At 73.7% G+C, this 25,939-nt stretch carries 20 protein-coding genes and 1 pseudogene; 10 read left to right on the top strand and 11 right to left on the bottom strand.

The annotated features are described in order from the left end of the window. The first annotated feature begins 42 nt into the window (after positions 1-42). From ACHZ99_RS25855 to ACHZ99_RS25845, 3 genes are all read left to right on the top strand, one after another. Positions 43-210 carry a hypothetical protein gene (locus tag ACHZ99_RS25855; protein WP_420307143.1) on the top strand — a complete coding sequence of 56 codons (168 nt, stop codon included), beginning with the start codon at positions 43-45 and terminating at the stop codon, positions 208-210. Positions 211-483: 273 nt separating this feature from the next. Next, positions 484-3,429, top strand: a complete 2,946-nt coding sequence (locus tag ACHZ99_RS25850; RefSeq protein ID WP_420307142.1) for a BTAD domain-containing putative transcriptional regulator — start codon at positions 484-486, stop codon at positions 3,427-3,429. A 93-nt stretch (positions 3,430-3,522) separates the two neighbouring features. Next, a complete protein-coding gene (locus tag ACHZ99_RS25845) occupies positions 3,523-6,483 on the top strand; it encodes a BTAD domain-containing putative transcriptional regulator (RefSeq protein ID WP_420307141.1) in 2,961 nt (986 codons plus the stop codon). Positions 6,484-6,712: 229 nt separating this feature from the next. On the opposite strand, the gene ACHZ99_RS25840 is transcribed toward ACHZ99_RS25845, so the two are convergent. Beyond that, positions 6,713-9,586, bottom strand: coding sequence for a BTAD domain-containing putative transcriptional regulator (locus ACHZ99_RS25840; RefSeq protein WP_420307140.1), 2,874 nt, complete (start codon positions 9,584-9,586; stop codon positions 6,713-6,715). A gap of 141 nt (positions 9,587-9,727) precedes the next feature. On the opposite strand from ACHZ99_RS25840, the gene ACHZ99_RS25835 reads away from it, so the two are divergent. Further along, on the top strand, positions 9,728-10,072 hold the full coding sequence (locus tag ACHZ99_RS25835; protein ID WP_420307139.1) for a hypothetical protein: 345 nt from the start codon (positions 9,728-9,730) through the stop codon (positions 10,070-10,072). A 192-nt stretch (positions 10,073-10,264) separates the two neighbouring features. Here ACHZ99_RS25835 and ACHZ99_RS25830 read toward each other — a convergent pair whose 3' ends face one another. The 4 genes from ACHZ99_RS25830 to ACHZ99_RS25815 form a co-directional block, all read right to left on the bottom strand. Continuing rightward, complete coding sequence (locus tag ACHZ99_RS25830; RefSeq protein WP_420307138.1) at positions 10,265-10,477, bottom strand: hypothetical protein; 213 nt, start codon at positions 10,475-10,477, stop codon at positions 10,265-10,267. 37 nt (positions 10,478-10,514) lie between these two features. After that, the gene (locus ACHZ99_RS25825; RefSeq protein ID WP_420307137.1) at positions 10,515-10,835 is read right to left on the bottom strand and encodes a response regulator transcription factor; all 321 of its coding nucleotides are present in this window, start codon (positions 10,833-10,835) and stop codon (positions 10,515-10,517) included. Positions 10,836-11,228: 393 nt separating this feature from the next. Continuing rightward, positions 11,229-12,401, bottom strand: coding sequence for a flavin-containing monooxygenase (locus ACHZ99_RS25820; RefSeq protein WP_420307136.1), 1,173 nt, complete (start codon positions 12,399-12,401; stop codon positions 11,229-11,231). Between the two features lie 90 nt (positions 12,402-12,491). Continuing rightward, a complete protein-coding gene (locus ACHZ99_RS25815) occupies positions 12,492-13,145 on the bottom strand; it encodes a TetR family transcriptional regulator (protein WP_420307135.1) in 654 nt (217 codons plus the stop codon). A gap of 223 nt (positions 13,146-13,368) precedes the next feature. Between ACHZ99_RS25815 and ACHZ99_RS25810 the strand changes: the two genes are divergently transcribed. Further along, on the top strand, positions 13,369-14,388 hold the full coding sequence (locus tag ACHZ99_RS25810) for a VOC family protein (protein ID WP_420307134.1): 1,020 nt from the start codon (positions 13,369-13,371) through the stop codon (positions 14,386-14,388). Positions 14,389-14,626: 238 nt separating this feature from the next. Continuing rightward, positions 14,627-17,411 (top strand): annotated as a pseudogene (locus tag ACHZ99_RS25805) (serine/threonine-protein kinase). Positions 17,412-18,230: 819 nt separating this feature from the next. Here ACHZ99_RS25805 and ACHZ99_RS25800 read toward each other — a convergent pair. From ACHZ99_RS25800 to ACHZ99_RS25790, 3 genes are all read right to left on the bottom strand, one after another. Continuing rightward, positions 18,231-18,653: a GntR family transcriptional regulator gene (locus ACHZ99_RS25800; RefSeq protein WP_420307133.1), complete on the bottom strand. Its 423-nt coding sequence runs from the start codon at positions 18,651-18,653 to the stop codon at positions 18,231-18,233. A gap of 1 nt (position 18,654) precedes the next feature. Continuing rightward, the gene (locus ACHZ99_RS25795; RefSeq protein WP_420307132.1) at positions 18,655-19,599 is read right to left on the bottom strand and encodes a DUF1648 domain-containing protein; all 945 of its coding nucleotides are present in this window, start codon (positions 19,597-19,599) and stop codon (positions 18,655-18,657) included. An 83-nt stretch (positions 19,600-19,682) separates the two neighbouring features. After that, complete coding sequence (locus ACHZ99_RS25790; RefSeq protein WP_420307131.1) at positions 19,683-20,579, bottom strand: NAD(P)-binding domain-containing protein; 897 nt, start codon at positions 20,577-20,579, stop codon at positions 19,683-19,685. 94 nt (positions 20,580-20,673) lie between these two features. On the opposite strand from ACHZ99_RS25790, the gene ACHZ99_RS25785 reads away from it, so the two are divergent. Next, positions 20,674-21,093, top strand: a complete 420-nt coding sequence (locus tag ACHZ99_RS25785) for a winged helix-turn-helix transcriptional regulator (RefSeq protein WP_420307130.1) — start codon at positions 20,674-20,676, stop codon at positions 21,091-21,093. Here the strand turns inward: ACHZ99_RS25785 and ACHZ99_RS25780 are convergent. Then, positions 21,023-21,487: a hypothetical protein gene (locus tag ACHZ99_RS25780; protein WP_420307129.1), complete on the bottom strand. Its 465-nt coding sequence runs from the start codon at positions 21,485-21,487 to the stop codon at positions 21,023-21,025. The genes ACHZ99_RS25785 and ACHZ99_RS25780 overlap by 71 nt on opposite strands. 179 nt (positions 21,488-21,666) lie before the next feature. Between ACHZ99_RS25780 and ACHZ99_RS25775 the strand changes: the two genes are divergently transcribed. Further along, on the top strand, positions 21,667-22,614 hold the full coding sequence (locus ACHZ99_RS25775) for an RNA polymerase sigma-70 factor (RefSeq protein WP_420307128.1): 948 nt from the start codon (positions 21,667-21,669) through the stop codon (positions 22,612-22,614). A gap of 229 nt (positions 22,615-22,843) precedes the next feature. Here ACHZ99_RS25775 and ACHZ99_RS25770 read toward each other — a convergent pair whose 3' ends face one another. Continuing rightward, positions 22,844-23,881, bottom strand: coding sequence for a helix-turn-helix transcriptional regulator (locus ACHZ99_RS25770; protein ID WP_420307127.1), 1,038 nt, complete (start codon positions 23,879-23,881; stop codon positions 22,844-22,846). A 61-nt stretch (positions 23,882-23,942) separates the two neighbouring features. Between ACHZ99_RS25770 and ACHZ99_RS25765 the strand changes: the two genes are divergently transcribed. After that, positions 23,943-24,338: a RidA family protein gene (locus ACHZ99_RS25765; protein ID WP_420307126.1), complete on the top strand. Its 396-nt coding sequence runs from the start codon at positions 23,943-23,945 to the stop codon at positions 24,336-24,338. 102 nt (positions 24,339-24,440) lie between these two features. On the opposite strand, the gene ACHZ99_RS25760 is transcribed toward ACHZ99_RS25765, so the two are convergent. Next, entirely contained in the window at positions 24,441-24,971 is a 531-nt protein-coding gene (locus ACHZ99_RS25760; protein ID WP_420307125.1) for a DUF1062 domain-containing protein, read from the bottom strand. Positions 24,972-25,262: 291 nt separating this feature from the next. On the opposite strand from ACHZ99_RS25760, the gene ACHZ99_RS25755 reads away from it, so the two are divergent. After that, complete coding sequence (locus tag ACHZ99_RS25755) at positions 25,263-25,910, top strand: GNAT family N-acetyltransferase (RefSeq protein WP_420307124.1); 648 nt, start codon at positions 25,263-25,265, stop codon at positions 25,908-25,910. The last annotated feature ends 29 nt before the right edge of the window (positions 25,911-25,939 follow it).

The following is a 25,939-nucleotide window of genomic DNA, read 5'->3' as shown; positions in this document are numbered from 1 at the left end:
GGGTAACCGCTCAACGCACGTCACCAAATTAGGGGGTTTACAGTGCCGGACGAGAAGGAGCCCGAGGTCACCGTTCTCGGCAACACCAAGCCGGCCCCGCCCGAGGACGACAAGCTCGCCCGCAACCCGGGGACGAAGGTCAACGATCCCGCCCTTGACGAGGACGACTCGTCGGGCGACTTCAAGCCGCTTGGCAACACCAAGCCCTGAGGCTTCACGACGGCCCGAGGGGGGGCCAGACGGCCCGGTCGCGGCAGCAAGATGGGGACTGCTGCGGCCGGGCCTTCCTTTGCTTCGGAACGAAACTCACGTGCCTCCAAGCCGCCCTCAGACGCGGAACTGCGTCTCGACCTCACCGGGTGAGCCCTTTGCCAGCCACTCCCTACCGTCAGTATCCGGCCGCACCACTGAGTGCTGAGGACACCGCACCGCGCTCCACGGCAGACTGTCGAACAGTGCTGCAAGGACCGGGAGGGGTCAGGCATGGCCGAGCGTCGCGGGGCACCGTCGACCCACAAGGCCTGCGAAACCAGCGAGTTGCTGTACTTCAGCCTGCTCGGCCCGGTTGCGGCCTGGCGGCGCACCACGCCGATCAACGTCGGCCCGCCCCAGCAGCGCACCGTCCTGGCCGCACTACTGCTCGCCTCCGGCCAGCACGCCACCACCAACGAACTGGTCGACGCCGTCTGGGGCGAGGACCCGCCGCGCGGTGCCATCGGGACGGTACGGACCTACGTCTCGCGGTTACGCAAGGCTCTCGGCCCGGACGCGGACCTCATCACCGGCCAGTCCGGCGGCTACGTACTGCGTCCGGGAGCCGGCGCCGTATCGGACGCCGTATCGGACACGGAGGTCGCCGAACAGGCCGTCGCCCTGGCCGACGCGGCGGCACGGCTAGGAGACACCGAGAGGACACGTTCGCTCCTCCGCGAGGCGCTGGGCCTCTGGGACGGCGAGCCGCTCGCCGGCCTGCCCGGGGCGTTCGCCGAAACGGAACGCGCGCGTCTCACGGAGTGGCGGCTGTCGCTACTGGAACGCCGGCTGACGCTCGACATCGAGGCGCACGACCACGCCGAGGCCATCTCGGAGCTCACCGCTCTGACGGCGGCGTACCCGCTGCGCGAACGGTTCCGCGAGCTGCTGATGCTCGCGCTGGCCCGCAGCGGCCGGCAGGCAGAAGCACTGGCCGTCTACACCGACAGCCGGCGGCTTCTGATCGATGAACTGGGCGTCGAGCCCGGTCCGAAGTTGGCGGAGCTGCAGCAGCGGATCCTCCGGGGAGGTGAGCAACCCGTGGCACCCGTAGCCACCACCACACGGCTGTCACCTGCCCAGCTCCCCGCACGGCTGTCCGACTTCACCGGGCGCGACGCCTTCGTCGACGAGCTGGGCAAGCAACTGGAGCAGGCCCCGGACATGGTGATGGCCGTCTCCTCCGTCTCAGGCATCGGCGGCGTCGGAAAGACCGCCCTGGCCGTACAGGTCGCCCATGCCGCCCGCGAAGCGTTCCCCGACGGGCAGTTGTACGCGGACCTGCAAGGCGCGGGCCCATCCCCGGCCGATCCGGCCGCCGTCCTCGGCTCGTTCCTGCGTTCCCTGGGCACCCCGGACTCGGAAATCCCCGAACCGGTGGAGGAACGAGCCGCGCTGTATCGCTCAGTGCTCGCCGGCCGCAGGGTCCTGGCCCTGCTCGACAACGCCCGCGACGCCGCCCAGATCCGCCCCCTCCTCCCGGGCACGGAGGGTTGCGCGGCGCTAATCACCTCCCGGGCGAGAATGGCGGACCTGGCCGGCGCCCACCATGTCGACCTCGACGTCATGGCCCCGGACGAAGCCCTCCTGCTCTTCACCCGCATCGTCGGCACCCGCCGCGTGGCCCCGGAACGCGACGCGGCCATGGATGTCGTCGCCGCCTGCGGCTTTCTCCCCCTGGCCATCCGCATCGCCGCCTCCCGCCTCGCCGCCCGCCGCACCTGGACGGTGTCCGTCCTGGCCCGCAAGCTGTCGGACGAACACCGCCGACTGGACGAACTCCGGGTGGGCGACCTGGCGGTGAAGGCAACCTTCGAACTGGGCTACAGCCAGCTGGAGCCCGAACAAGCCCGCGCCTTCCGCCTCCTCGGGCTGGTCGACGGACCCGACATCTCCCTCGACGCAGCTGCCGCCATCCTCGGCCATACAGAGGACGACGCCGAGGAACTGCTGGAAACCCTGGTCGACACCAGCCTCCTGGAATCCGCCGCCCCCGGCCGCTACCGCTACCACGACCTTCTCCGCCTCTTCGCCCGCACCTGCGCGGAACGCGAAGAATCCCAGACCGAACGCGAAGCCGTTCTCTCCCGTCTCCTCGACTTCTACCTCGCGACCGCCGCCAAGGCGTGTGCACTCATCCGCCCCGGCGACACGCTGACCAGCCATCTCTCGCCCGTCGAGCACAACGGGCTGCCACTTGGCGACCGTGAGGCAGCACGCAACTGGCTCTCGGCAGAGGCAGACTGTCTGCTGACCTCCGTCCAGCAGCTCGCCACCGGCGACACCCTGGCCCGCACAGTGGACCTTCTTCTGGTGGCCAAAGACCTGGCGGAGTCGGGTGCGTACTCACCGCAGTTCATCCGGTCGGCCACGACCGTGCTGAAGGCGGCCCAGGCCGCCGACCACACGCGTAGCCAGGGCAGGGCCGAACTGGTGCTGAGCTTTTCGCACATTTTCGCCGGCCGGTTCGAGCAGGCAGACGTGCACGCAACGCAGGCGGTGCTTCTCAGCCGGTCCGACGGGGACGTGTGGGTATGCGCTGAGGCGTCCAATCTCCGAGGGGTCCTCGCTGATCTACAAGGCCACTTCGCTCAGGGGAAGGGGCACCTGGAGCTGGCTCTCGACCACTACCGCGCGGACGGCAACGTCGAGGGCGAGTCCAGTGCGCTGAGCAACCTCTCACGTCTGCACTGCGCGACAGGACAGGTCGCGGCCGCTGTCGACCTTGCCGAGCAGGCAATCGCCGTCCACCAACGGCTCGGCACAGACTTCCGGATGGCCAACTGCATGTACGCACTGGGGATCGCCCTCACCGCGGCAGGTCGGCATGAGGACGCGCTGATCCAGCACACGCAGGCGCTCAGCATCTTCCGCGAGAATCGCATGCATCTCTGGGACGGCTTGACCCACTACCGCATGGCCGAGGCCGCCCTCGCCGCCGGACGCCCTGCCCAGGCCGCAACCCTCGCCGAACAAGCCCTCGCCCGACTCCACGGCATCGGCGGCGACTGGCACCGCGGCGTCGTCCTCACCCTCCTCGGCCGCACACTCCTGGCGATGGGCCAGCGGGGCCGCGCACGCGCCTGCTGGACCGAAGCCCTCGCCCTCCTCCAGAAGTCAGACGCCACCGAAGCCACCGAAGTCACCGCGCTCCTAGCCTCCATCGGACCCGGCTGAACGAGTCTGCTTATGGCTTGGTTTGGGTTGGTGGCGGGGGTTGTGGGGGGTGGGGCAGACTGGGGGTGCGGGGGTGGACCAGGGGGTTGGGCGATGTCCGAGGGTTTACCCGAGGGGCGGGTGTGGTTCGCGTTGTTGGGCCCGGTGCGGGTCCGGCGCGGTGGGGAGCTGTTGGGTGTGGGTTCTCCTCAGCAGCGGGCGGTGCTGGCTGTGCTTCTGCTGCGGGGTGGTCGGCATGTGGGGGTGGAGGAGCTTGTCGACGCGGTGTGGGGCGAGGACCCGCCGCGCGATGCGGTAGGCACCGTACGTACCTACGTCTCCCGCCTGCGCCGGGCTCTGGGCGCGGACGCCGGTCTGCTGCGGGGTGAGGCGGGCGGCTATGCCGTGGACCTTCGTGGGGGCGCCGAGTTGGACGTGGAGTCGGCGGGGCGTCTGGCGGCCGAGGCGGATGCGGCGGTGGGTGCGGGGGAGTCGGAGCGGGCGCGGGAGCTGCGGGTGCGCGCGCTGGAGTTGTGGGAGGGCGAGCCGCTGGCGGGGTTGCCGGGGCCGTTTGCGGAGCGGCAGCGGACGCGTCTGGCGGAGTGGCGGTTGTCGCTGCTGGAGGGTCGGCTGGAGCTGGATGTCGAGGTCGGGCGGCAGGCGGAGGCGATCTCGGAGCTGACGGCGCTGACGGCGGCGTATCCGCTGCGGGAACGATTCCGCGAGCTGCTGATGCTGGCCCTGTACCGCAGCGGCCGCCAGGCCGAAGCACTGGCGGTGTACACCGACACCCGCCGCCAGCTCACCGACGAACTCGGCGTCGAACCCGGCCCGCAACTCGCCGCCCTCCAGCAGCGCATCCTGCGCGGAGGTGAGCAACCCGCGCCACCGGCGGACACGACGGCGACGCTGCTCTCGCCCGCCCAGCTCCCGGCGCGGTTGGCCGACTTCACCGGGCGGGGCGCCTTCGTCGAGGAGTTGGGCAAGCAGTTGGAGCAGGCCCCGCACATGGTGATGGCCGTCTCCTCGGTCTCGGGCATCGGCGGGGTAGGCAAGACCGCCCTGGCCGTGCAGGTCGCCCACGCGGCGCGGGAGTCGTTCCCCGACGGGCAGCTCTACGTCGACCTGCAAGGCGCGGGCTCGTCCCCGGCCGATCCGGCCGCCGTCCTCGGCTCGTTCCTACGGTCCCTGGGCACCCCCGACGCGGAGATCCCCGAACCGGTGGAGGAACGTGCGGCCCTTTACCGCACGGTCCTGGCTGGTCGCCGGGTCCTGGCCCTGCTCGACAACGCCCGCGACGCCGCCCAGATCCGCCCCCTCCTCCCGGGCACGGAGGGTTGCGCGGCGCTGATCACCTCCCGGGCGCGGATGACCGACCTGGCCGGCACGCATTACGTGGACCTCGACGTGATGGACCCCGACGAAGCCCTCCTGCTCTTCACCCGGATCGTCGGCACCCGCCGCGTGACCCCGGAACGCGACGCGGCCATGGACGTCGTCGCCGCCTGCGGCTTCCTCCCCCTGGCCATCCGCATCGCCGCCTCCCGCCTCGCAGCCCGCCGCACCTGGACGGTCTCGGTCCTGGCCCGCAAACTCTCCGACGAACACCGCCGCCTGGACGAACTCCAAGTCGGCGACCTCGCGGTCAAAGCCACCTTCGAACTCGGCTACGGCCAACTGGAGCCCGAACAAGCCCGCGCCTTCCGCCTCCTCGGCCTCGTACACGGGCCCGACCTCTCCCTCACAGCCGCAGCAGCGATCATCGACCGCTCAGTGGAGGACACCGAGGAGCTGCTGGAAACCCTGGTCGACACCAGCCTCCTGGAATCCGCCGCCCCCGGCCGCTACCGCTACCACGACCTCCTCCGCCTCTTCGCCCGCACCTGCACCGAACGCGAAGAGCCGGCGGGCGAGTGCGAGGAAGCCCTGTCGCAGTTGCTGGACTTCTACCTCGCCACCGCCGCCCGGGTGTACGAACTGGACCGGCCCGGCGACAACCTCACTACCCACCTCGCCCCCGTGACCCGCCAGGGCCTGCACTTCGCCGACCGCCACAGCGCACAGGACTGGCGCCTGAGCGAGGCGGACTGCCTGCTGGCCGCCGCACGCCAACTCGCAGCCGGGGGCACGCTCGCTCGCGCCGTCGACCTGCTGATGGTGACCGTCGACCTGGCCGAGTCCGGCACGTACTCCCACCAGTTCGCACAGATCGCCGCGCACCTTCTGGAGGTCGCACAGCGCTTGGGCGACGCCCGCAGCGAGGGCCGGGCGCACGATGTGATGTCCGCTTCACACATCGACTCCGGCCGCTTCGAGCAGGCTGAAAAGCACGCTGCGGCGGCCATGCGGCTGGCTAGCGCAAGTGACGATCCGATCGTCCGCGCCCATGCCGCCTCCGACCGGGGAATCATCGCCGACATCCAGGGACGCTCCACCGATGCCGCGACCCACCTCGAGAACGCTCTCGACGTCTACCGGGCCGACGGGAACCTGTTGGGCGAGGCCAGTGCCCTGGCGAACCTGTCACGTATGCACGGCGACGCCGGCCGGACCACGCTCGGGGCAGAACTCGCTGAGCAGGCTCTGACGATCCACCACAGGCTGGGCTCCGGCTTCCGGATGGCCAACGGCATGTACGCCCTCGGCATCATCCTCACCCTGGATGGCCGACCAGACGACGCGCTCAAGCAACTCGACGGAGCGCTGAAACTCTTCCGCGAGAACCGCATGCACGTCTGGGACGGCATGACCCACTTCCGCATGGCCGAAGCCGCCTTCGCCGCCGAACGCCCCGCCCAGGCCGCGACCCTCGCCGAACAAGCCCTCGCCCGCCTCCAAGGCATCGGCGGCGACTGGCACCGCGGCGTCGTCCTCACCTTCCTCGGCCGCACACTTCTGGCGATGGGCCAGCGAGGCCGCGCACGCGCGTGCTGGACCGAAGCCCTCACCCTTTTCCAGAGGTCAGACTCCACCGAAGCCGTCGAAGTGACCGCACTGCTGGCCACCATCACGGCCGGCTGCCCCCCGGAGGAGGGGGCGAGCAGGTCTGGAGCGTGTCCCCGCGGGGTGGTGTAGACGGCACCGGCGGGGTCGGCCCGGCCGGTGACGACGCCGGGTACGGCTCCGACCGGCCTGCGGGCACCCGTTGCTGGTCAGAACTCCGCCTCGATGGGCGATTTGCCCTTGTTCGGGAAGCGGGTTACCGCACGTTGTGACCACTTGAGGGCACGTCCCCTCCGGGAGCGACCCCGCCGGTGCCGGGCACCCCACCCCCGCGGGACACGCTCCAGTCCCGCGGCGCCCCTCATCCCTGCGGCGCCTTCGTCGATCCCGTCTCCTGGAGTTCGCGGGCCTCGGAGAGGCACGCCCGCGCCCGGTCCGGCTGGCCGAGTTCGCCGAGGGCCTCGCCGAGGACGGTCAGCGCACTGCCGCGGTGCCAGTCGCCGCCGATGCCCCGGAAGCGGGACAGCGCCTTCTCCGCGTACGAAGCCGCCTGGGCCGGCTCGTCCATGGCGAGGTGGACCTGCGCGAAACGGAAGTGGGCCAGCCCTTCCCACAGGTCCATGCGGTTCCCTCGGAAGATCGCGACTGCCAGGCCCAGCTGGTCAAGCGCGTCCGCGTGCCTGTCGGCACAGCTGAGCGCGATGGCCAGGGCGTATCTGCTGCATGCCAGGCGGAGCGGTGCGTTTGCCTTTCGGTCGAGTTCGACGGTCTGTTCCGCCATCTCGATCGCGGTGGGAATCGAGCCCAGGTCGATGTGGATGCGGGCAAGATTGCTCAGCGCGCAGGACTCGCCGTCAATGTTCCCGTCCTCCCGGTACGCCGCCAAAGCCTCGTCCAGGTACTGCCTGGCCTCGTCGTAGAGTTCCAGAATCGAGGCCACCAGCCCACCTTCGTTCGCGGCCTCGCCGCGCACCCAGATGTCGCCGTAGGTACCGGCGAGGCGGTAGGCGTGACTCGCATGCTCGTAAGCCGATTCGAACCGTCCCGTGAACACCCGGGCCGCCGTCAGGACCATGTGGGCGCGTGCCTCGCTGCGGACGTCACCGGCCTCTTCTGCGGCTTCCAGCAGCGCTGCGGCGAGCCCGACGAACCGGGGAGAGTAGAGGCCGGACTCCGCGAGGTCCTTCGCCGCGAGGAGCAGGTCGACGGTGCGGGGGAGGGAGGCGCCGTGTGCGAACTGGCGGGCGGCGGCCAGCAGGCACTCCACCTCGCTGAAGAGCCAGTCGCGTGCGGTGTGGTGGTCGTCGAAGTCCAGGCCGCGGCGGCTGACCGGGGTGAGGTGGGTGATCAGGGTGTCGCCGGGGCGGCCCAGTTCGTACACCCGGGCGGCGGTGGCGAGGTAGAAGTCGAGGAGCCGTGACAGGGCTTCCTCGCGTTCGGCCGCGGGCTCTTCGCGTTCGGTGCAGGTGCGGGCGAAGAGGCGGAGGAGGTCGTGGTAGCGGTAGCGGCCGGGGGCTGCGGATTCGAGGAGGCTGGTGTCGACCAGGTCTTCCAGGAGTTCTTCGGTGTCGTCTTCTGTTCGGTCGATGATTGCCGCTGCTGCGTCGAGGGAGATGTCGGGGCTGTCGACGAGGCCGAGGAGTCGGAAGGCGCGGGCTTGTTCGGGCTCCAGCTGGCCGTAGCCGAGTTCGAAGGTGGCTTTGACCGCGAGGTCGCCGACTTGGAGTTCGTCCAGGCGGCGGTGTTCGTCGGAGAGTTTGCGCGCCAGGACGGCGACGGTCCAGGTGCGGCGGGCGGCCAGGCGGGAGGCGGCGATGCGGATGGCCAGGGGGAGGAAGCCGCAGGCGGCGACGACGTCCATGGCCTGTGCCCGGTACGGGGCGACTCGTTCTGTGCCGACGATGCGGGTGAACAGCAGCAGCGCCTCGTCGGGGTCCATGACGTCGAGGTCGACGTGGTGGGCGCCGACGAGGTGGGCCATACGGGCCCGGGAGGTGATCAGCGCCGCGCAGCCTTCGGTGCCGGGCAGGAGGGGGCGGATCTGGGCGGCGTCGCGGGCGTTGTCGAGGAGGGTCAGGACGCGGCGGCCGGCGAGGACCGAGCGGTAGAGGGCGGCGCGTTCGGTGAGGGTTTCGGGGATGTCGGAGTCCGGGACGTTCAGGGCGCGCAGGAACGCGCCCAGCACCCCGGCGGGGTCGGCGGGGGACGCGCCGGCGCCCTGGAGGTCGACGTAGAGCTGGCCGTCGGGGAACGCCTCGCGCGCGGCGTGGGCGACGTGCACGGCCAGGGTGGTCTTGCCGACGCCGCCGATGCCCGAGACCGAGGAGACGGCCATCACCATGTGCGGGGCCTGCACCAGCTGCTTGCCCAGCTCCTCCACCACCGCGGCGCGGCCGGTGAAGTCCGTCAGCGTCGCCGGGAGCTGGGCCGGGGCCACGGCGGTGGCCGGGGCGGGTGCGGACGGGGGCGGCTGGTCGCTGCTGCGCAGGATGCGCTGCTGGAGGGCGGCGAGTTGCGGGCCGGGTTCGACGCCGAGTTCGTCGGTGAGCTGGCGGCGGGTGTCGGTGTACACCGCCAGTGCTTCGGCCTGGCGGCCGCTGCGGTACAGGGCCAGCATCAGCAGCTCGCGGAATCGTTCCCGCAGCGGATACGCCGCCGTCAGCGCCGTCAGCTCCGAGATCGCCTCCGCCTGCCGCCCGACCTCGACATCCAGCTCCAGCCGACCCTCCAGCAGCGACAACCGCCACTCCGCCAGACGCGTCCGCTGCCGCTCCGCAAACGGCCCCGGCAACCCCGCCAGCGGCTCGCCCTCCCACAACTCCAGCGCGCGCACCCGCAGCTCCCGCGCCCGCTCCGACTCCCCCGCACCCACCGCCGCATCCGCCTCGGCCGCCAGACGCCCCGCCGACTCCACGTCCAACTCGGCGCCCCCACGAAGGTCCACGGCATAGCCGCCCGCCTCACCCCGCAGCAGACCGGCGTCCGCGCCCAGAGCCCGGCGCAGGCGGGAGACGTAGGTACGTACGGTGCCTACCGCATCGCGCGGCGGGTCCTCGCCCCACACCGCGTCGACAAGCTCCTCCACCCCCACATGCCGACCACCCCGCAGCAGAAGCACAGCCAGCACCGCCCGCTGCTGAGGAGAACCCACACCCAACAGCTCCCCACCGCGCCGGACCCGCACCGGGCCCAACAACGCGAACCACACCCGCCCCTCGGGTAAACCCTCGGACATCGCCCAACCCCCTGGTCCACCCCCGCACCCCCAGTCTGCCCCACCCCCCACAACCCCCGCCACCGGCCGATTGACAACGCATTGACGGCCTTCGACGCACCGTCCACGGGGTGTCCATGGCCCTCGGTTTCGCTGGACGCCATGAGCGACACGACTCCCCGGAAAGACGCACTCGCGCACGGTCTCCGTCTCGTCGTCGACGCACCTCCGGCGGACGAGCGGTCCCCCCACCGGTCCGTACGGTGGCTGCCCGAGCCCCCGCCGCCGCACCTGGTACTCGTGCTGGCCGAACTCTCCCGCGGCACACCCGACACAGTCGCCTGCCGCAACCTGCACATGTCGCCGCGCACCTACAGCAGGCGGGTGGCGGAGCTGCTGGACCACCTCGGCGCGCAGAGCCGCTTCCAGGGCGGGGCGCAGGCGGTGCGGCGGGGGTGGCTGGTGGGGGCGTGCCTCGGCGGGGCGGCGGAGGGCGGGCGGCGCTGAGCCGGGTAACGGCCGCGGCGGCGGGGCGGATTACGGCGGGTCGGGCCGCCCGCGGCGCGGGTCACCCCGGCCGCCGCCGCACCCTCGTCGTCCCGGCCGCGCGGCGCGCGCCACCCCACCCGCGGCACGGGCCCACCCCGGCCGCGCGGCGCGCCTCACCGCCTGCGGCGCGCCCCGCCGCCGCGCCCCGCCTCACCCCGGGCGGCAGCGCGGGCAGCGGCACGGCGGCCAGCTCGCCGTCGGCTCCGGCGGCGGCAGCGGTTCGGTTTCGGCGGGCCGGTAGGTCGTACGGCTCGCGCGGCCGCGGTGGCCGGTCCGCGAGACGCGGTAGACGGTGATCGTCAGGCCCGGGTGGCCCGACGGTGCGTCGGCCGCGTGCGGCGGACGCACGGGCTCTGCTGCCATCGGTACGCCCCTCAGCGCTGGCCGTCGCAGGGGCCGGTCACCGGGCGGCGTCCGCGACGACCGGCGGCGCGGGGTGGTCGGGGTGGTCGGGGAGGGTCAGGTAGGCGTAGGCGAAGACCGCCGCCTCCACGCGCGAACGGACTCCGATCTTCCGTACGGCGTTGCTGAGGTGCGCCCGCACCGTCCGTTCCGAGATTCCCAGCCGGCGGGCGATGAGACGGTTTCCCGCGCCCGTGCCGACGAGGAAGAGCGTCTGCCGCTCGCGATCGGTCAGAAGCGGTATTCCGTCCGGATCCCCGGGGGCCCGTAAGCTCCCTCCCGTGGCGGTCTCCCACGGATTCGACTCCCTCTGGTCCACGACCGATAGTCCTCCCAGCCCCCCGCGCGCAGTGCTCCGGACAGCCGCGAAAGTATGCGGGCGGGTGGAGGCGGGTCAAGGAATCCGGACGTCCCCGCGCAATGCTGGCGATTACTCGCCAATCTTTCCTGCGGTGCCGGGGCGCTCCCGCCGCGGCGCCGCGGACGCCGCCGGCCTCCCGTCACCGGTGAACGACGGGTTGACGCCGACGTTGACCAAACGTTGACCGGTGCCTGCCATTCTCTTTTCAGGCCCGCTTCTAGGGGGAAACCGGGCCGAGCGGTCGGCCGCTATCTACACCGGTCAGGTGAAGCGGCCCACACGGTGCCCGTCCGATGACCATCAGGGGAAGTCGTCGGACGGGCACCGTCCTCGTTCTCCCGCCCCCGGCCCTCAGCCGGCGTTCTTCGCCAGCTGCCGCGCCTCCGCCCCGATCTCCCGCAGGCTCCCGCTCACCGGCGCCGCGTACCCCACGAAGTGCAGCCCCGCCGCCCCCTCCGGCGACCGCCACCCCCGCGCCCGCGGCAGGCCGCGGTCGTCCAGCACGTCCAGGTCGCCGACCACGTCCTCCAGCCCGCGCCGCCATCCCGTCGCCGCGATGACCACCTCCGGCTCCGCCCGTTCGCCGTCCGCGAGGAGGACGCCGTCCGCGTCCAGCCCCGCCACCGCCGGTACGGGGACGACCCGCCGTTCCCGTACGGCCGCGATGAGGCCGTCGTCCACGATCGGGGCCGCTCCCGCCCGCGCGCGCGTGTACAGCCCGCTCGCCGGCCGTGGCAGGCCGTACGCGCCGAGGTCCGGCACCGCCGCCCGGCTCACCCGCGCCGCCAGCCGGTCCACCGTCCGGGCGGGGAGCGGCCCGCCGAGGGCGCGGGCGGCCGCCGCGCCGCGGGCGGCCAGCGGCCGGCGCACGAGGTGCGGCAGGGTCCGTACGGCCAGCCGCACCCGCTTCGCGCCGCCGTCGGCCAGGTCCACGGCTATCTCGGCGCCGGTGTTGCCCGCGCCGACGACGAGGACGTCCTTGCCCTCGTACGGGGCGGGGTTGCGGTAGTGCGCGGCGTGCAGCAGTTCGCCGCGGTACGACTCGCGGCCGGGCCAGTCCGGTACGTACGGGGTGTGGCAGTAGCCCGTGGCGACGACGACGCGGCGCGCGTCGAGGACGCGGCCGCCGGTCGCCGCCACCTTCCAGCCGGGGTCGTCGCCGACGGCGGGGGCGATGCCCGCCACCTCCACGTTGTGCACGATCTCCAGGTCGTAGTGGTCCGCGTACGCCTCCAGGTAGGCCGCCATCGCGTCGCGCCCCACCCACCGCCCGTACCGGCGCGGGATCGGCATCCCCGGCAGGCCCGAGATCCCGCGCGGGGTGTGCAGCCGCAGCCTGTCGTAGTGGCGGCGCCACGAGTCGCCGACGCGGGCGCCGCGCTCCAGGACCACGGCGCGGGTCCCTGTGGCGCGCAGCGCGGCGGCCGTCGCGAGGCCCGCCGGGCCGGCGCCGACGACGAGGACCGGGCGGCCGTCGCCCGCGGGCCGGGCCCGTCGCTCTGAAGGGACACTGTCATGTGGCATGCGGGCGAGCGTAGTAGGGCGGCCGTCGCCGCCCGGCGGGTTCCGGAGCCCGTAGCACTAACGATTCAGCAGCGGCTAAGCTGCGCGCGCTCACGTCGGCTTCGGCGGCTTCCGCCCGGTCACCCCGAGGTGCAGCAGCAGCGCCAGCGACGGCTTCAGGTCCGCCTGCCGCACGCCCCACGTCTGGAACGCCTTCTGGTGCGCCGCCGCGCCCGCGAGCATCACCACCAGCGACCCGGCCACCGCCGCCGGGTGCACGGCCGCGTCGACCCTGCCCTTCGCCTGCAACTCCTTGATCGACTCGGTCAGGGACTTGGTGACGGAGTTGAGGATCTTCATCCGGATCTTGTAGAACCGCTTGTCGCCCTCCGCCGCCCCGAGGTCGACGACCCGCAGGATCGACTCGTTGCGCCGCCAGAACCCGAGGAATCCCTCGACGAGTTCCTCCGCGGCCTGCGCCCCCTGCTTGCCGGCCCACGAGCGGCCGGACACCAGCTCCGTCAGACCGGCGCCCTCCCGGGCCATCTGCTCCGCGAGCTCCAGGACCGCGCCCTCGACGTCCGGGAAGTACTGGTAGAACGTGGCGGGTGAGGTGCCCGCGCGGCGGGCCACGTCGATCACCTTCACGTCCCGGTACGGCGAGGCGTCGAGCATCTCGCCGAGGCACTCCAGCAACTTGCTACGGGTCGCCTGCCCGCGCCGGCCGGCGACACGGCCGTCGACCGTCCGAACTTGACCTGTCATGTCGTCAGCTTACCGACGCGTGATCGGGCCGCGATCCGGTGGGTGCAAACGAGGGCAACCGGGGGCAAACGAGGAGGCCGCACAAACCGATGTGCGCCCATTGCCCTCCTCGAACAGAATTGACCCGACGTTCGGGGTATTTTCACCACAGCCGATGTCCGCCGCCGACATACTGGCGCTACCTTGGCGAATGCCGGTCTCACGTGGAAGGACGACGACGGCCATGGACGAATTCGCCGAGGGCGCCCCCTGCTGGGCCGACGCCGCGCTGCCCGACCTGCGGGCGGGCGAGCGCTTCTACGGTGAGCTGTTCGGCTGGACGTTCGCCCGGGGCGGTACGGACACGGCCGCCGGGGACGCCTTCCCCCGGCACTCCCGCGCGCTGCTCGACGGCAAGCCCGTCGGCGCGCTCGTCGCCAAGCGGGACGGCCGGATGCCGACCACCTGGGGCGTGCACCTGGCCACCCCCGACCTCCTCGGCACCGTCGAGAAGATCCGCCGGGCCGGCGGCACGGTGCTCACCGGCCCGTCGGGGGTCGGTTCGTACGGCCGCTCGGCGCTGGCCGCGGACCCGGAGGGCGCGGTGTTCGCCGTCTGGCAGGGCGGTACGCGCCCGGGGTTCGGGGCGACGGACGTGCCGGGCGCCTTCTGCTGGACCGAGGTGTACGTACGGAACGCGGAGGCCGCCGACGCCTTCTACCCGGCCGTCTTCGGCTACGCGTTGCAGGATCCCCCGTTCGACGCCGGCGACTTCAAGACGTGGGCGCTGCCGGGGTCGGGCCGGGAGGTCGCGGGCCGGGCGATCGTCGGGGACGTGGTGCCGGCGGGGATGCCGCCGCACTTCCTCCTCTACTTCCGGGTGGCGGACGTCGGCGAGTCCCTCGCGACGGTGCGGCGCGCGGGCGGGCGGGTGCTGGTGGAGCGGCAGGAGATCCCGGGGGCGACGTTCGCGGTGGTGGTGGACAACCAGGGGGCGGCGTTCGCGATGATGGACGGCGAGTCCGGCGGGGACGGCGGGTCCCGGGAGTCCGGCGCGTCCCAGGAGCCCGGCGCGTCCGGCGCGTCCGACGGGGACGCCGCGGCGCGGCCCGGCGAGGCCGCCGGTGAAGGCGGCGCCGGCTCCGCCGCGGGCGGCCCCGGCGCCGGCCCGGCCGCCGCCGCCGGCGGGCCCGGCCGCGGCACCGCCGCCGCCCCCGATGCGGAGCCCCCCTCCGCCCCCGCCACCAGCGCCGACGGGGCCTGACGCCGTGCCGTCCCCCGCCCCGGCCCCCGCCCCCCGCGCGCCGCGCCCCGCGGGGTTCCGGCGGACCCGGAGGTTCCAGGGCCGGCGGTGTCCCGAGCCGCCCCCCGGGTTAGCCCCGGCGCGCTCCGGAGTGGAGAATCGGCAGGCGTACTTTCGGGACTGACGGCCGTACGCCTGCGGTGAGAGGCTGCAGGGGGGCCCGGTTCCGGGAGCCCCCGACGGGGAGGTGGATGGTTACGTGGTCGAGCAGCTGGCGCAGCACGACCCGAGGCGGATCGGTCCTTTCGAGGTGCTCGGCAGGCTGGGCGCCGGCGGTATGGGGCTCGTCTACCTCGCGCGGTCGGCCTCCGGCCGCCGCGTGGCGATCAAGACGGTCCGCACCGAGCTGGCCGAGGACCAGCTCTTCCGCGTGCGCTTCACCCGCGAGGTCGAGGCCGCCCGCGCCGTCAGCGGCTTCTACACCGCGCCCGTCGTCGACGCCGACCCGCGCGCCGCCGTGCCGTGGCTCGCCACCGCGTACATGCCCGCGCCCTCGCTGGAGGAGATCGTCGGCGACTGCGGCCCGCTGCCGCCGCAGGCCGTCCGGTGGGTGGCCGCCGGGGTCGCGGAGGCGCTCCAGTCCATCCACGGCGCCGGGCTCGTCCACCGCGACCTCAAGCCCTCCAACGTGCTGGTCCTGGAGGACGGGCCGCGCGTGATCGACTTCGGGATCGCCTCCGGGGTCTCCAACACCCGGCTGACGATGACCAACGTCGCCGTCGGCACACCCGCGTACATGTCGCCCGAGCAGGCGCGCGACTCGCGCAGCGTGACCGGCGCCAGCGACGTCTTCTCGCTCGGCTCGACCCTCGTCTTCGCCGCCACCGGGCACGCGCCGTTCCACGGCGCCAACCCCGTCGAGACCGTCTTCATGCTGCTGCGCGAGGGCCCCGACCTGGAGGGGCTCCCGCCCGAGCTGCGCCCGCTCATCGAGTCGTGCATGCAGATGACGGCCGAGCACCGGCCCACCCCGGAGGCGCTCCAGGCCGACCTGGGCCCGCACCTCTTCGGCGCCGCGGGCGACGACAGCGGTACGGCGTCGGCGTGGCTGCCGCGTACCGCGATCACGATGATCGAAGCGCGCCGCGGGGCCGCGGCGACGGTCGGCGGGGCCGCCGGGGCGGCCGGTTCGACGGGGCGGAGCGGGGGCGCGCGGGGGTCCTCCGCGGCGCGCCGGTCGATGCCGCCGCGGCCGGCGCACCCGCCGGGTCCGCCGCCCGGGGCACCGCCGTCGGCGGGCCCGGGGGCGGCGCCGGGAGCGGGGCCGGGGGGCGGGTCCGTACCGCAGTCACCGCCGCGGTCCGTGCCGCACTCGGCGGCGCCCTCCGCGCCCGCGGCGCCCCCGTCCGCCCCCTCCGCCCCGCACTCCGCGCCGTCCGCGCCCCACTCGGCGCCCTCCGCACCGCACGCCGCGCCGCACTCCGCCCCCGGCCGGCACGCCGGCCCGCCCGGGCCCGGCTCGCCCCACGACCCCGGCGGTCCGGGGCCCGCCCATGCCGCGCCCGGCGGCGCCCCGGCCGCACCCCCCGCGGCGCCGCCGGAGCGCTCGGCGCCCGCGGCGCCGGTGCCGGCCGGCGCGTCCGCCGCCGCGCCCCATGCCGGGCCGCACGCCGGCGCCGAGGTGCAGCTCGCCGGCGCCCCCGTGCCCATCGGTCCCGGCCCCCGCGTCGTGGACGCCCGCGCCGCGCGCGCCCGCGGCGCCGCGGACGGCGGCCTCGACCTCGGCTGGGCCCGCCCCCGCGGCGGCGCCGCCGCCCGCACTCCGGGCCGCACGCCGGCGCCCCGCCCCCGGCCCGCACTCCGCCGGCGGTCCCGCCCCCGCGCCGGACACGGCCGGCGCGCCGGCGGAGCCGGCGCGGTGGCGGCCGTGGCGGTTCCGGATGTCGAACGACGTGTGGGGCAAGCCCGTCGTCTCCGGCAACCTGCTCTACGTCACCTCCTTCGAGGTCCACGCGCTCGACGTGACCAGCGGCCGGCGGCAGTTCAAGACCCGCGAGGTCGCCTGGTCCATGGCCCTGTCCGAGGGCCTCATCCACGCCTCCGACGGCCCCAGCCTCTACGCCCTCGACGCCGCCGACGGCCGCGAGCGCTGGCGCCAGGGCACCGGCGGCTGGGTCTACTCGCTCCAGGTCACCGACGGCACCGTCGTCACCGGCACCCGCGGCGGCGGCCTCCAGGCCCGGCACGCGGCCACCGGCGAGCCGCTGTGGGAGCTGAGCGGGGCGCAGACGGAGTTCGAGACGCAGGAGGCCGGGCCGCTGGCCCACGACGGCACCGTCTACGTCTGGGGCGACGGCCGGCTGCGCGCCCTGGACACCCGCTCCGGCGCCGAGCGCTGGTCGTACCCGGTCGGCGACGCCGCCGCCTGCGGCGGCGTCCCGGTGCGGCTGCTCCCGGCGGACGCCGCCGCCGGGCCCACGCTCTTCGCGGCGGCGGGCAAGCGGGTGCTCGCCCTCGACGCGGCGTACGGCACGCTGCGCTGGACGTTCGAGGCCCCCGCGGTGATCCTGAGCCCGCCCGCGTACGCCCCGGGCGCGGCCCTGAGCGGCGGCGGCGTCTTCGTCGCCGACCACCTCGGCACGGTCTACGCCCTCGACGCCGCCGACGGCCGTGAGCGCTGGCGCATCGCCACCGAGGCCCGGCAGTCCATCGAGCCCGTCCTCGTCGCGGACGGCCACGTCCACGTCGGCAGCGGCTCCGCCCTCTACACCCTCGACGCCGTCGCCGGCACCCCGATGTGGCGCTTCGCCACCCGCGGCGAGCTGATAGGCGCCCCGGTCGCGGCGGACGGCCGCGTCCACTTCGGCTCCGCGGACCACTGCATCTATGCGGTCGACGCGGTCGGCGGCCAGCTCCGCTGGAAGCTGGCGACGGACGGCGAGATCACCGGCTCCCCGGTGGTCGCCAACGGCGTCGTGTACGCGTGCAGCAAGGACCGCTGCGTGTACGCGCTGGACGCCGAAAAGGGCACCGCCCGCCGCTGAACGCAAACCCGATGAATTATCGGGGACTTTACCAGGAGGATTCCCGTCGACCTTGACCCCGCGTTAGTCGACTGCCTACGTTGCCGGCCACTACCCGATCCATCGGCACTGCCTCACACGGGGCCGAAGGGAGTATTGGCCATGAGCCACATGAGCGGAAGCCCACCGTCGGCACGTGCGAACGACGACCTGCCCGTCCCGGGAAACCCAGAAGGCCGCGGTCTTTTCCTTCGCCAACCGGCAGCTTCTCTCACTCCGCCGGCATCCGCCACATAGCGAAATGCCTCATCAGGCACAGCACCAAAGGGCAACAAAGCCCATATCGCTACCGCGGCAGCCGCGGCCGTCCTCGTCGGTGGCATTGCGACAGCGGCCCAGGCATCTTCCTCCGACACCCCGACCACCGTCTCACCCGCTACGTCCCTTGCCGACGCCCGCGCCGACGTCGGCAGATGCCCTTCCTCTACTTTCAGGCATGCGTGGCCAAGCTCCCGCACGCGGAATGGGCCGACGGCACGGGCATGTGGTACTGGGGCAACAGCCTGGCGTTCGGCGCTCCAGGCTGGCTGGAGACCCCCTTGGATCCGGTACTTGCCCATCCCCTCGGCGTCGCCGCCCTGACCTGGACCCCACTGTTCATCGAAATCTCGCTGGCCGCCGTCCTGCTCATGCCGCAGCGCCCGCGCTATGTCCTACTCGCCGCCGGCTGCACCTTCCACCTCGCGACCGCCCTGATGATGGGCTGTGGAGCTTTGCGCTGGCCATGGGGGCGGGCCTGGTTCTGCTCTGTCTGCCACTGGGGGCGACACTTCACCGCCGTCAGCCTTCATCCGCCGGCGCCGCCGCTTCGTACCCCGGTGCGGCGGAAGGTGACGGGGACTCCGCGGTCATCGGGGAGCCCCAGGAGGCGCGGACGAGGGCGACCGCGCCCTCCTCCGACAGTCCGGACTCACGAGCGGCGGCCACCAGTTGATCCACCGCCTCGTGGAGGCGGGTCTGCGCGGGCGTGGCGATGACCACCGCTCCCCGTCCCCGACGCAGATCAATCAGCCGTTGCTCGCGCAGTTGCCCGTATCCCCGCAGCACCGTGTGCACGTTGATGCCGAGCGCCCCCGCCACCTCACGGGCGGGCGGCAACCTGTCGCCGGGACGCAGCGAACCCGCCGCCAGCGCCCGGCGTACCGAGGCGGCCACCTGCTCGGACAGGGGGACGCCGGAGCCGGGATCGATGCGGATCAGCACGTCAGCCGTCCGTTCCCGGACGCCGGGCGATCAGATCGCCGAGCAGGCCGACGGCGCTCTCCGCGTCGTCCACGACGACGACGAACTGCTCTCCGCCCGTCAGTTCCAGCCACACCCCTTCTCCGGACCGCAGCGCCAGGCCGTGCCTGCCCTCAACGATCCGGTACCCCCAGCCGCCCAGGTCCGGCAGAGGCCACACCTGATCCACCCACACCCGCTCGATCCGCTCCATCGGCACCCGCTTCCACGACAGGCCCAGCCACGGCGACTTGATGGCCAGCCCTCGCGGATCGATGCTCACCCGCATCCCTGCAATCGCAGCCACCACCACCCCGGCCGGACTCAGCCAGAACCCCCCGGTCCAGCCCAGCATCCCGGCGACCAGCAATGCCACCGTCCCCAGGAGTCCGGCGGCCACCAGCCATCGCGGGCCGACGACGCGCATCCAGACCGCCCGCTCCCCGGCACGCAGCCCGACGGACTCCGCCCGCCCGGGGCCACCACGTACGCCCTGCAAAGGCAGCACCCGGGTCCCGGCCCAGGCTACGGCCGCCAGCGCCGCGGCGACGGCCAGATGCCACAGGGGCATCCGCGCTTCGCGGGCGTCGCCGGCGCCCGCGTTCGCCCGTATGAGCACGACGAAGGCGTAGCCGAGGAAGGCGGTGAGCGTCGACGCGCAGGTCACGACCGACCGCAGCGCGACCGTCCCCCGCACCGCGACGTGGGTGAAGGCGAGCCACTCGCAGAGGAACAGCAGAATGCACAGCGTCAGCAACTGGCCCGGGGACGCGAAACTATCGGCCTGTCCGTCCGCGCCGAACTGCACCGCCACGGGATCCGGCAGCCGCGACCACGACGCGGCACACACCACCCCTACCACCGCGCCGCCCACCAGACACGGCAGCCCGGCCAGCCACGGCAGTAAGCCCCGGTTCGCGTCACCCATCTCTCTGCCCCAGACCTCGGCAATTGTTTGCATAAGGCTAGAACAACTAGACACGTTGCGGCCAGGGCCCGACGCGGAGATCCTCAGCGCCGCAGGAGGTCGACCATCCCTCTCGGCTCGCCCGGACCGCTGTGCTCGGCCAGGGCGCGGCGCATCAGCTCGAAGTACGGGGTGAGGAGTTCGGGGCTCACGCCCTGGTGGCGGGCGGTGTCCAGGAACGTGGGCGTGCCGGCCACCTGCATGGCGAGGCTGGAGACGTCCTCCGGCGGCTCCTCCCGCGACCCCTCGTCTCCGGCGCCGGGTTCGGCGGCGATCCCGTGCGCCGCCGGGGCCATCGCCGTCAGCCAGTCGACCAGCAGCCCCGCGAACGCCGCCGGGTCCACGTCCTCCCCCCGTACCAGGGCGAAGGCGTGCGTGACGCCGGCGAACATCCCGTACATGGCGCTCAGCAGCGCCACGTCGTGCAGCGCCGCGAAGCCGGGGTCCGCGCCGGCGTACGTGGTGCCCGCCGGGACGGCCAGGACCTCCCGGTGCCGGTCGAACAGCTCCCGCGGGCCGCTGTAGAACACGTAGCCGCCGGACTCCGGCACGCCGATCATCGGCGGTACGGCCATGATCCCGCCGTCCAGGTAGCGGGCGCCGCGCTCGCGCGCCCACGCGGCGCGGGCGCGGGCCTGGGCGGGGGTGCACGTCGTCAGGTTGACGACGTCCTTGCCGGCGAGGTCGGCGTCGGCCAGCGCCTCGCCGACGGAGGCGTCGTCGAGGAGGCAGAGCACGACGAGCGGCCCCGCCGCGACCGCCGCGGCGGCGCTGCCGGCGGCGCGGGCGCCCGCGGCGGCGAGCGCGTCGGCGCGGGCGGGGGTGCGGTTCCAGACGGTCGTCGGGTGGCCGGCGGCGAGCCAGGCGCGGGCCAGCGCGGTGCCCATCGCGCCGAGGCCGAGGAGGGTCACGGGAGTCTTGTCATTCGTGTGCGGTGTCATGACGACCAGGCTGGTCACGGCCCTGTGGATGATCAAGTACGCACTTCGGAGTGGGCGGTTACCCTGAGGTGAGCGAGCAGGTGGAGGGCAGAGCATGACCACGCTGAACCGGCCCGGCGCGCCGGACGGCCACGTCTGCGGCATCGACGCGGCGATGGAGGTCATCGGCGGCAAGTGGAAGGTGCTGATCCTCTGGGCGCTGGACGAGCACCCGCCCCGCCGGTTCGGCGAGCTGCGCCGGCTGCTGCCGGGGGTGACGGAGAAGGTGCTCGCGTCGCACCTGCGGGAGCTGGAGGCGGACGGGATCGTCCGGCGGGTGTCGTACGAGGAGGTGCCGCCCCGCGTGGAGTACTCGCTGACGGACGACGGCACCCGCCTCAACGCCGCGCTCGCGCCGCTGGCCGCGTGGGGCGGCGAGCGGTCGGAGCGGCGGACCCCGGCGCCTACCCCGCCGCCGGCGGGGTCTGCGGCGCGGCCGGCTGCGAGGCCGCCGGCGCCGCCGGGGGCGCGGTGAGCGATGTGAAGACCCGCAGGACGAACGCCGTCTCCATCGCGCACAGCGCCACGCCGAGGGTGACGTGCGCGGCGAGCGAGCCCTCCAGCCCCAGCCCGACCTGGGCGAACGTGGCCGCCAGAAGGCCGGTGGCGCCCCACAGCGGCCAGGTCAGCCCGCGGTTGCGGCGCCACAGCAGCACACCGGACACCACCTGGAGGAACACCAGGAGCTCGAAGAAGTAGGCGTTGAGGCCGTGCGGATCGACCGAATCGACGTCGCCGTTCAGCAGCATCCCGGCCAGCAGCCCCTGTACCAGGGTCTCCAGACAGGCTAGCACGGACACGGTCCGCAGGAGCAGCACCGCGCCGCGCCCTTCCACCACCCGGGCACCTGCGGCAGAGGTGTCGTGCATCGAAGTCCCCACTCCTCTCGGGTCACGCCATCGGTTGCGTACACAAGACGGTGGAGCCCGGCCGCCCGTAACGGCCGCGAGCCTGTGACCAGGGTCACCGGCCGGCGGTGTTACGGACCGGCGGCGCACGACGTCTGGTGTGCGGGGGGAGAGCACGGAACGAACGGCAGGGAGTCGGTGTGAGCGAGAGCGGCGAACGAACCACCAGAACCGCGGAGCCGCCTGACCACGCCGGGCGGGGGACCTCCGTGGACTCGGCCACCGGCGTGTTCGTCGCCCATCGCAACCTGCTGTTCACCGTCGCCTACGAGATGCTCGGCTCGGCCGCCGACGCCGAGGACGTCCTCCAGGAGACCTGGCTGCGCTGGGTCGGCGTCGACCCGGCGGGCGTACGGGACGAACGGGCCTACCTGGTACGGATCGTCACCCGGCAGGCGCTGGACCGGATACGCGTCCTCGGCCGGCGCAAGGAGTCCTACGTCGGGCCGTGGCTGCCCGAGCCGCTGCTGACCGCGCCGGACGTGGCGGAGGACGTCGAGCTGGCGGACAGCATCTCCCTGGCCATGCTGCTGGTCCTGGAGACGCTCGCGCCGGTCGAGCGGGCGGTGTTCGTCCTGCGCGAGGTGTTCGACCTGCCCTACGGCGAGATCGCCGAAGCCGTCGGCAAGAGCCCGGCGGCCGTCCGCCAGCTCGCCTACCGGGCGCGGTCCCACGTGGCCGAGCGCCGCCCGCGCGGCCCCGTCTCCCCCGCCCAGACCCGGGCCGCGCTCCGCGCCTTCCAGCGCGCGGTCGAAACCGGCGAGTTGCAGGGTCTCCTCGACGTCCTCGCGCCGGACGTCGTAGCCCTGAGCGACGGCGGCGGGATCGTCCACGCCCTGCCGCGGCCCGCCGTCGGCACGGACGAGGTGGCCCGGCTGCTGGCATCGGGCTGGTGGCAGCGCGGGGGCACGAGGTCGGTCGAGCCGGTGCAGATCAACGGCGGGCCGGGGCTGCTCGTACGGATCGGCGGGAAGATCGACGGAGTCGTGGCGGTGCAGGTCGAGGACGGCTACGTCACGGGCGCGTACCACGTCCGCAACCCCGAGAAGCTGGCGCGGCTGGAGCGGGAGACGGCGGTCAGCCGCTGAGCCGGGCGCTGCTGGGGGGTCCGGCGGCGGCTGCGGGGTCCGGCGGCGGCCGCGGGTCCGGTGTCAGTCGCGGGGCCCGGCGCCAGCTGCGGGTCCGGTGTCAGCCACGGGTCCGGCGCCAGCCGACCGGTTCGGTGTCGGCCGCGGGGCCCGGTGTCAGTCGCGAGGTCCGGCGCCAGCCACGGGTCCGGTGTCAGTCGCGGGTCCGGCGCTGCCGCAGGGTCCGCCGTCAGCCGCCGGGGCCGCCGTCAGCCGACCGGTCCGGCGCGCCTGCCGCCGGGTCCGGTGGCGGTGCGTAGCGGGCGGCGATTGCCGCGGCCCGCTCCCCCAGCGCCGCCCGCAGCCACCCCGGCGCCAGCACCTCCGCGTCCGCCCCCAGCTGCCACACCGCCCACTCCGCGTGCCGCGCGTCCTGGAACGCCGCCTCCAGCCGCAACCACCCCTCCGTGCCCGCCCCCGGCTCGGCCTCCTCCGCCAGCACCGCCAGCGCCGTCGCCACCAGCTCCTCCCGCCGCGCCGCCCGCACCCGTACCTCCGTCGCGACCTGCTCCCCGCCCCTGCGGAACCGTTCGCTCCGCTCCCTCCACACCCGGTCCAGGTCCACCCGCTCCGGGCGCGCCGCGGCCTCCGCCAGCTCCTCGGCGGCGCGCACCCGCGACAGCCGGTACGTGCGGTCGGCGCCGCCTCTGGTGGCGAGCAGGTAGCCCTTGTCCCGTACGGTGACGAGCCCGATCGGGTCCACCGTCCGCCACGCCGCCGCCCGCCCCTCGGGCGCGTAGCGGATACGCAGCCGCCGCCCGCCGAACACCGCGCCGCGGATCGCCGCCAGCACGTCGTCCGGTACGTCGTCGGCGGTGAGCGGTCGCGCGAGGAGGTCGGCCTCCGGGTCGACGAGGAGCCGTTCGGCGACGTCGGCGGCGGTGTCCCGGTAGCCGGCGGGCAGCGCGTCGACCACCTTGAGCATCGCCGACGCCAGCGCCGACCCGAGCCCGAACGCCTGCGCCCCGCGCCGCGACCCGGCGATGAGCAGCGCCAGCGCCTCGTCGTGGCTCAGCCCGGTCAGCTCCGTACGGAACCCGGGCAGCAGCGCGAACCCGCCGTGCCGCCCCCGCTCGGCGTGCACCGGGACGCCGGCCGCGGAGAGCGCGTCGATGTCGCGCAGCACCGTGCGGGTGGAGACCTCCAGTTCGCGGGCGAGCGTGGCCGCGGACAGCCGGCCGCGCTGGCGCAGCAGCAGGACCAGCGAGACCAGACGATCGGCGCGCATACGAAAAAATCTAGCAAGATATACGACACAGGATGTCGTGTTTCGCTGCGAGGCTGACGCCATGGAACGTACCGCGATCAACCCGGTGACCTGGTCTCAGGACATGGGCTTCCACCAGGGCGAACTCGTCTCCGGCCACACCCGGACCCTCTACCTCTCCGGCCAGACCGCCATGAGCCCCGACGGCCGTCCGCTGCACGACGGCGACATGGCCGCGCAGCTCGCGCTCAGCGCCGACAACCTCGAAGCCGTCCTCGCCGACGCCGACATGTCCCTGGCGAACCTCGTACGCCTCAACGTCTACACCACCGACGTCGACCTGCTCCTCCGGCACTACGGCACCCTGGCCGGCCGCCTGGCCGCCGCCCAGGCGGCACCGACGAGCACGATGCTCGGCGTCACCCGGCTGGCGATCCCCTCCCTGCTGGTCGAACTCGAAGGCACCGCCGTCGCCTAGCGCGGGCCGCCGAGCCCGCCGAGCCCGCCGAGCAGCCCGTCGAGCCCGGGGCCCGTCCGGCGCCTGCCGCCGGCCGGGCCCCGGGCTTACCGCGCGCGGGGTTCAGCGCTTGAGGGTGAACGTGAAGTCGCCGGCGAGCCTGCCGGTCAGGCGCACGGCCGACACCAGCCGCCCCTCCTCGGCCAGCCGCTCCACCTCGGCCCGCGCCAGCCCGCACCCCTCGGCGACCAGCCGCACCGGCCGGACCGGGATCCGCGCCGTGAACCGCACGGCCACGTCGACGACCTCGCGGTCCAGGTGGTCCGTGCCGCCGGTGTCGAGGCGCCAGGCGCCGGTCCAGTCGAGCGCGACGCGGTTGCGGCGCTGGACGGCCGGGTCCTGGAGGAGGGCGGCGGCGAGGCCGATGTCGTTGTGGTGCAGCCGGTCGAGGGTCCCGGGGGGTACGGAGCGGACGTTGACCCGCTCCAGCACGGTGAGCTTCGCCGTCCGGCCGCAGTCCGTGCAGAGGGCGAGGAGCCAGGCGTCGAGGAGCTTGTGGTGGGCGTTGACACGGAACTTGCCGGTCGCCCGGAACCGCCGCCCGGTCGCGCACGCGTGACAGCGGCGGCGGACGAGGGGCAGACGGGTGGGCATGACAAACCAGTCTGTGAGCACAGAAGTACACCGGAATCTGTGTGAGAAAACCGCAGCAAAAAGCAGCACGGCGTACGCGCACGAAGCGGCGTACGACGCGCGACCGATCAGCGCTCGGGAGGTCTCACACGGTGTACAACGGCACGCCCTTGCCTCGACGACTGGAGCCGCCCGCACGGTAGCGGCACGTGCGAGCCCCGCTCCACCGGTTTTCGCCCTCGCCCGCCCGGGACGGCGAACAAGGTAATAAGCTCAGAGCCATAAGACCTATTACTTCCCGGGGAGGATCCGATGGTCGCGGACATCGTCAGGACATGGGTGGCGGGCTGGGCCGTGTCACGGCGGACTCCCCCGCCGGTCGAGAAGCCCTGGGGCTTCTACGTCGAGGTGACCGGCAGCCCCGTCGAGACGGGCCGCCATGTCCTGCCGGTGGCCGACGAGTCCCTGGTCCACCGCGCCGCCGAGTCGGTCGACGTGCCGCGGACCTGGCTGAAGATGCCCGCGGAGCCGGCGGAGGCAGCCCCCTGGCTGCCGGAAGGATGGGCGATGCCCCGGGAGAACACCGATCACCTGATGGCCGTGGACCTCGCCCCCTCGGCCGCGGTGTACCCCCCGGTCGCACCCGGGGGGTACACCGCGGCCGTGGAGACCGACGGCGCCGTCGTCCACGTCCGCGTACGGGACGCGGCGGGCGAGCAGGCGGCCCAGGGGCAGATGGCGCTCCTCGGGGAGGCCGCCGTGATGGACCGGGTACAGACCTGGGAGGCCCACCGGCGGCGTGGGCTGGGCGGCTTCGTCATGCGTACGCTCGCCGGCCACGCCAGGGAGCGGGGCGCGGCCCTCGGCGTACTCAGCGCAACCGACGCCGGACGCGCGCTCTACGAGACGCTGGGCTGGAAGAAGCACGCGACGATCGCGGGGTGCGTCTACCGGGCCTGAGGCCCACCGGAGGGGGTGCCCCGTCCCGC

The organism is Streptomyces sp. MAR4 CNX-425, assembly GCF_048656465.1.
Lineage (GTDB): Bacteria > Actinomycetota > Actinomycetes > Streptomycetales > Streptomycetaceae > Streptomyces.
Note: the sequence above shows the minus strand (reverse complement) of the source record. Positions and strands in the feature narration are given on the sequence as shown.

What these genes read in the sequence shown, in the direction of transcription:
- ACHZ99_RS25770 (WP_420307127.1), bottom strand. Translation starts at nt 23,881, where the DNA reads ATGCGCGCCGATCGTCTGGTCTCGCTGGTCCTGCTGCTGCGCCAGCGC.
- ACHZ99_RS25810 (WP_420307134.1), top strand. Translation starts at nt 13,369, where the DNA reads ATGGACGAATTCGCCGAGGGCGCCCCCTGCTGGGCCGACGCCGCGCTG.
- ACHZ99_RS25815 (WP_420307135.1), bottom strand. Translation starts at nt 13,145, where the DNA reads ATGACAGGTCAAGTTCGGACGGTCGACGGCCGTGTCGCCGGCCGGCGC.
- ACHZ99_RS25755 (WP_420307124.1), top strand. Translation starts at nt 25,263, where the DNA reads ATGGTCGCGGACATCGTCAGGACATGGGTGGCGGGCTGGGCCGTGTCA.
- ACHZ99_RS25850 (WP_420307142.1), top strand. Translation starts at nt 484, where the DNA reads ATGGCCGAGCGTCGCGGGGCACCGTCGACCCACAAGGCCTGCGAAACC.
- ACHZ99_RS25820 (WP_420307136.1), bottom strand. Translation starts at nt 12,401, where the DNA reads ATGCCACATGACAGTGTCCCTTCAGAGCGACGGGCCCGGCCCGCGGGC.
- ACHZ99_RS25795 (WP_420307132.1), bottom strand. Translation starts at nt 19,599, where the DNA reads ATGGGTGACGCGAACCGGGGCTTACTGCCGTGGCTGGCCGGGCTGCCG.
- ACHZ99_RS25790 (WP_420307131.1), bottom strand. Translation starts at nt 20,579, where the DNA reads ATGACACCGCACACGAATGACAAGACTCCCGTGACCCTCCTCGGCCTC.
- ACHZ99_RS25780 (WP_420307129.1), bottom strand. Translation starts at nt 21,487, where the DNA reads ATGCACGACACCTCTGCCGCAGGTGCCCGGGTGGTGGAAGGGCGCGGC.
- ACHZ99_RS25765 (WP_420307126.1), top strand. Translation starts at nt 23,943, where the DNA reads ATGGAACGTACCGCGATCAACCCGGTGACCTGGTCTCAGGACATGGGC.
- ACHZ99_RS25830 (WP_420307138.1), bottom strand. Translation starts at nt 10,477, where the DNA reads ATGGCAGCAGAGCCCGTGCGTCCGCCGCACGCGGCCGACGCACCGTCG.
- ACHZ99_RS25845 (WP_420307141.1), top strand. Translation starts at nt 3,523, where the DNA reads ATGTCCGAGGGTTTACCCGAGGGGCGGGTGTGGTTCGCGTTGTTGGGC.
- ACHZ99_RS25760 (WP_420307125.1), bottom strand. Translation starts at nt 24,971, where the DNA reads ATGCCCACCCGTCTGCCCCTCGTCCGCCGCCGCTGTCACGCGTGCGCG.
- ACHZ99_RS25840 (WP_420307140.1), bottom strand. Translation starts at nt 9,586, where the DNA reads ATGTCCGAGGGTTTACCCGAGGGGCGGGTGTGGTTCGCGTTGTTGGGC.
- ACHZ99_RS25835 (WP_420307139.1), top strand. Translation starts at nt 9,728, where the DNA reads ATGAGCGACACGACTCCCCGGAAAGACGCACTCGCGCACGGTCTCCGT.
- ACHZ99_RS25785 (WP_420307130.1), top strand. Translation starts at nt 20,674, where the DNA reads ATGACCACGCTGAACCGGCCCGGCGCGCCGGACGGCCACGTCTGCGGC.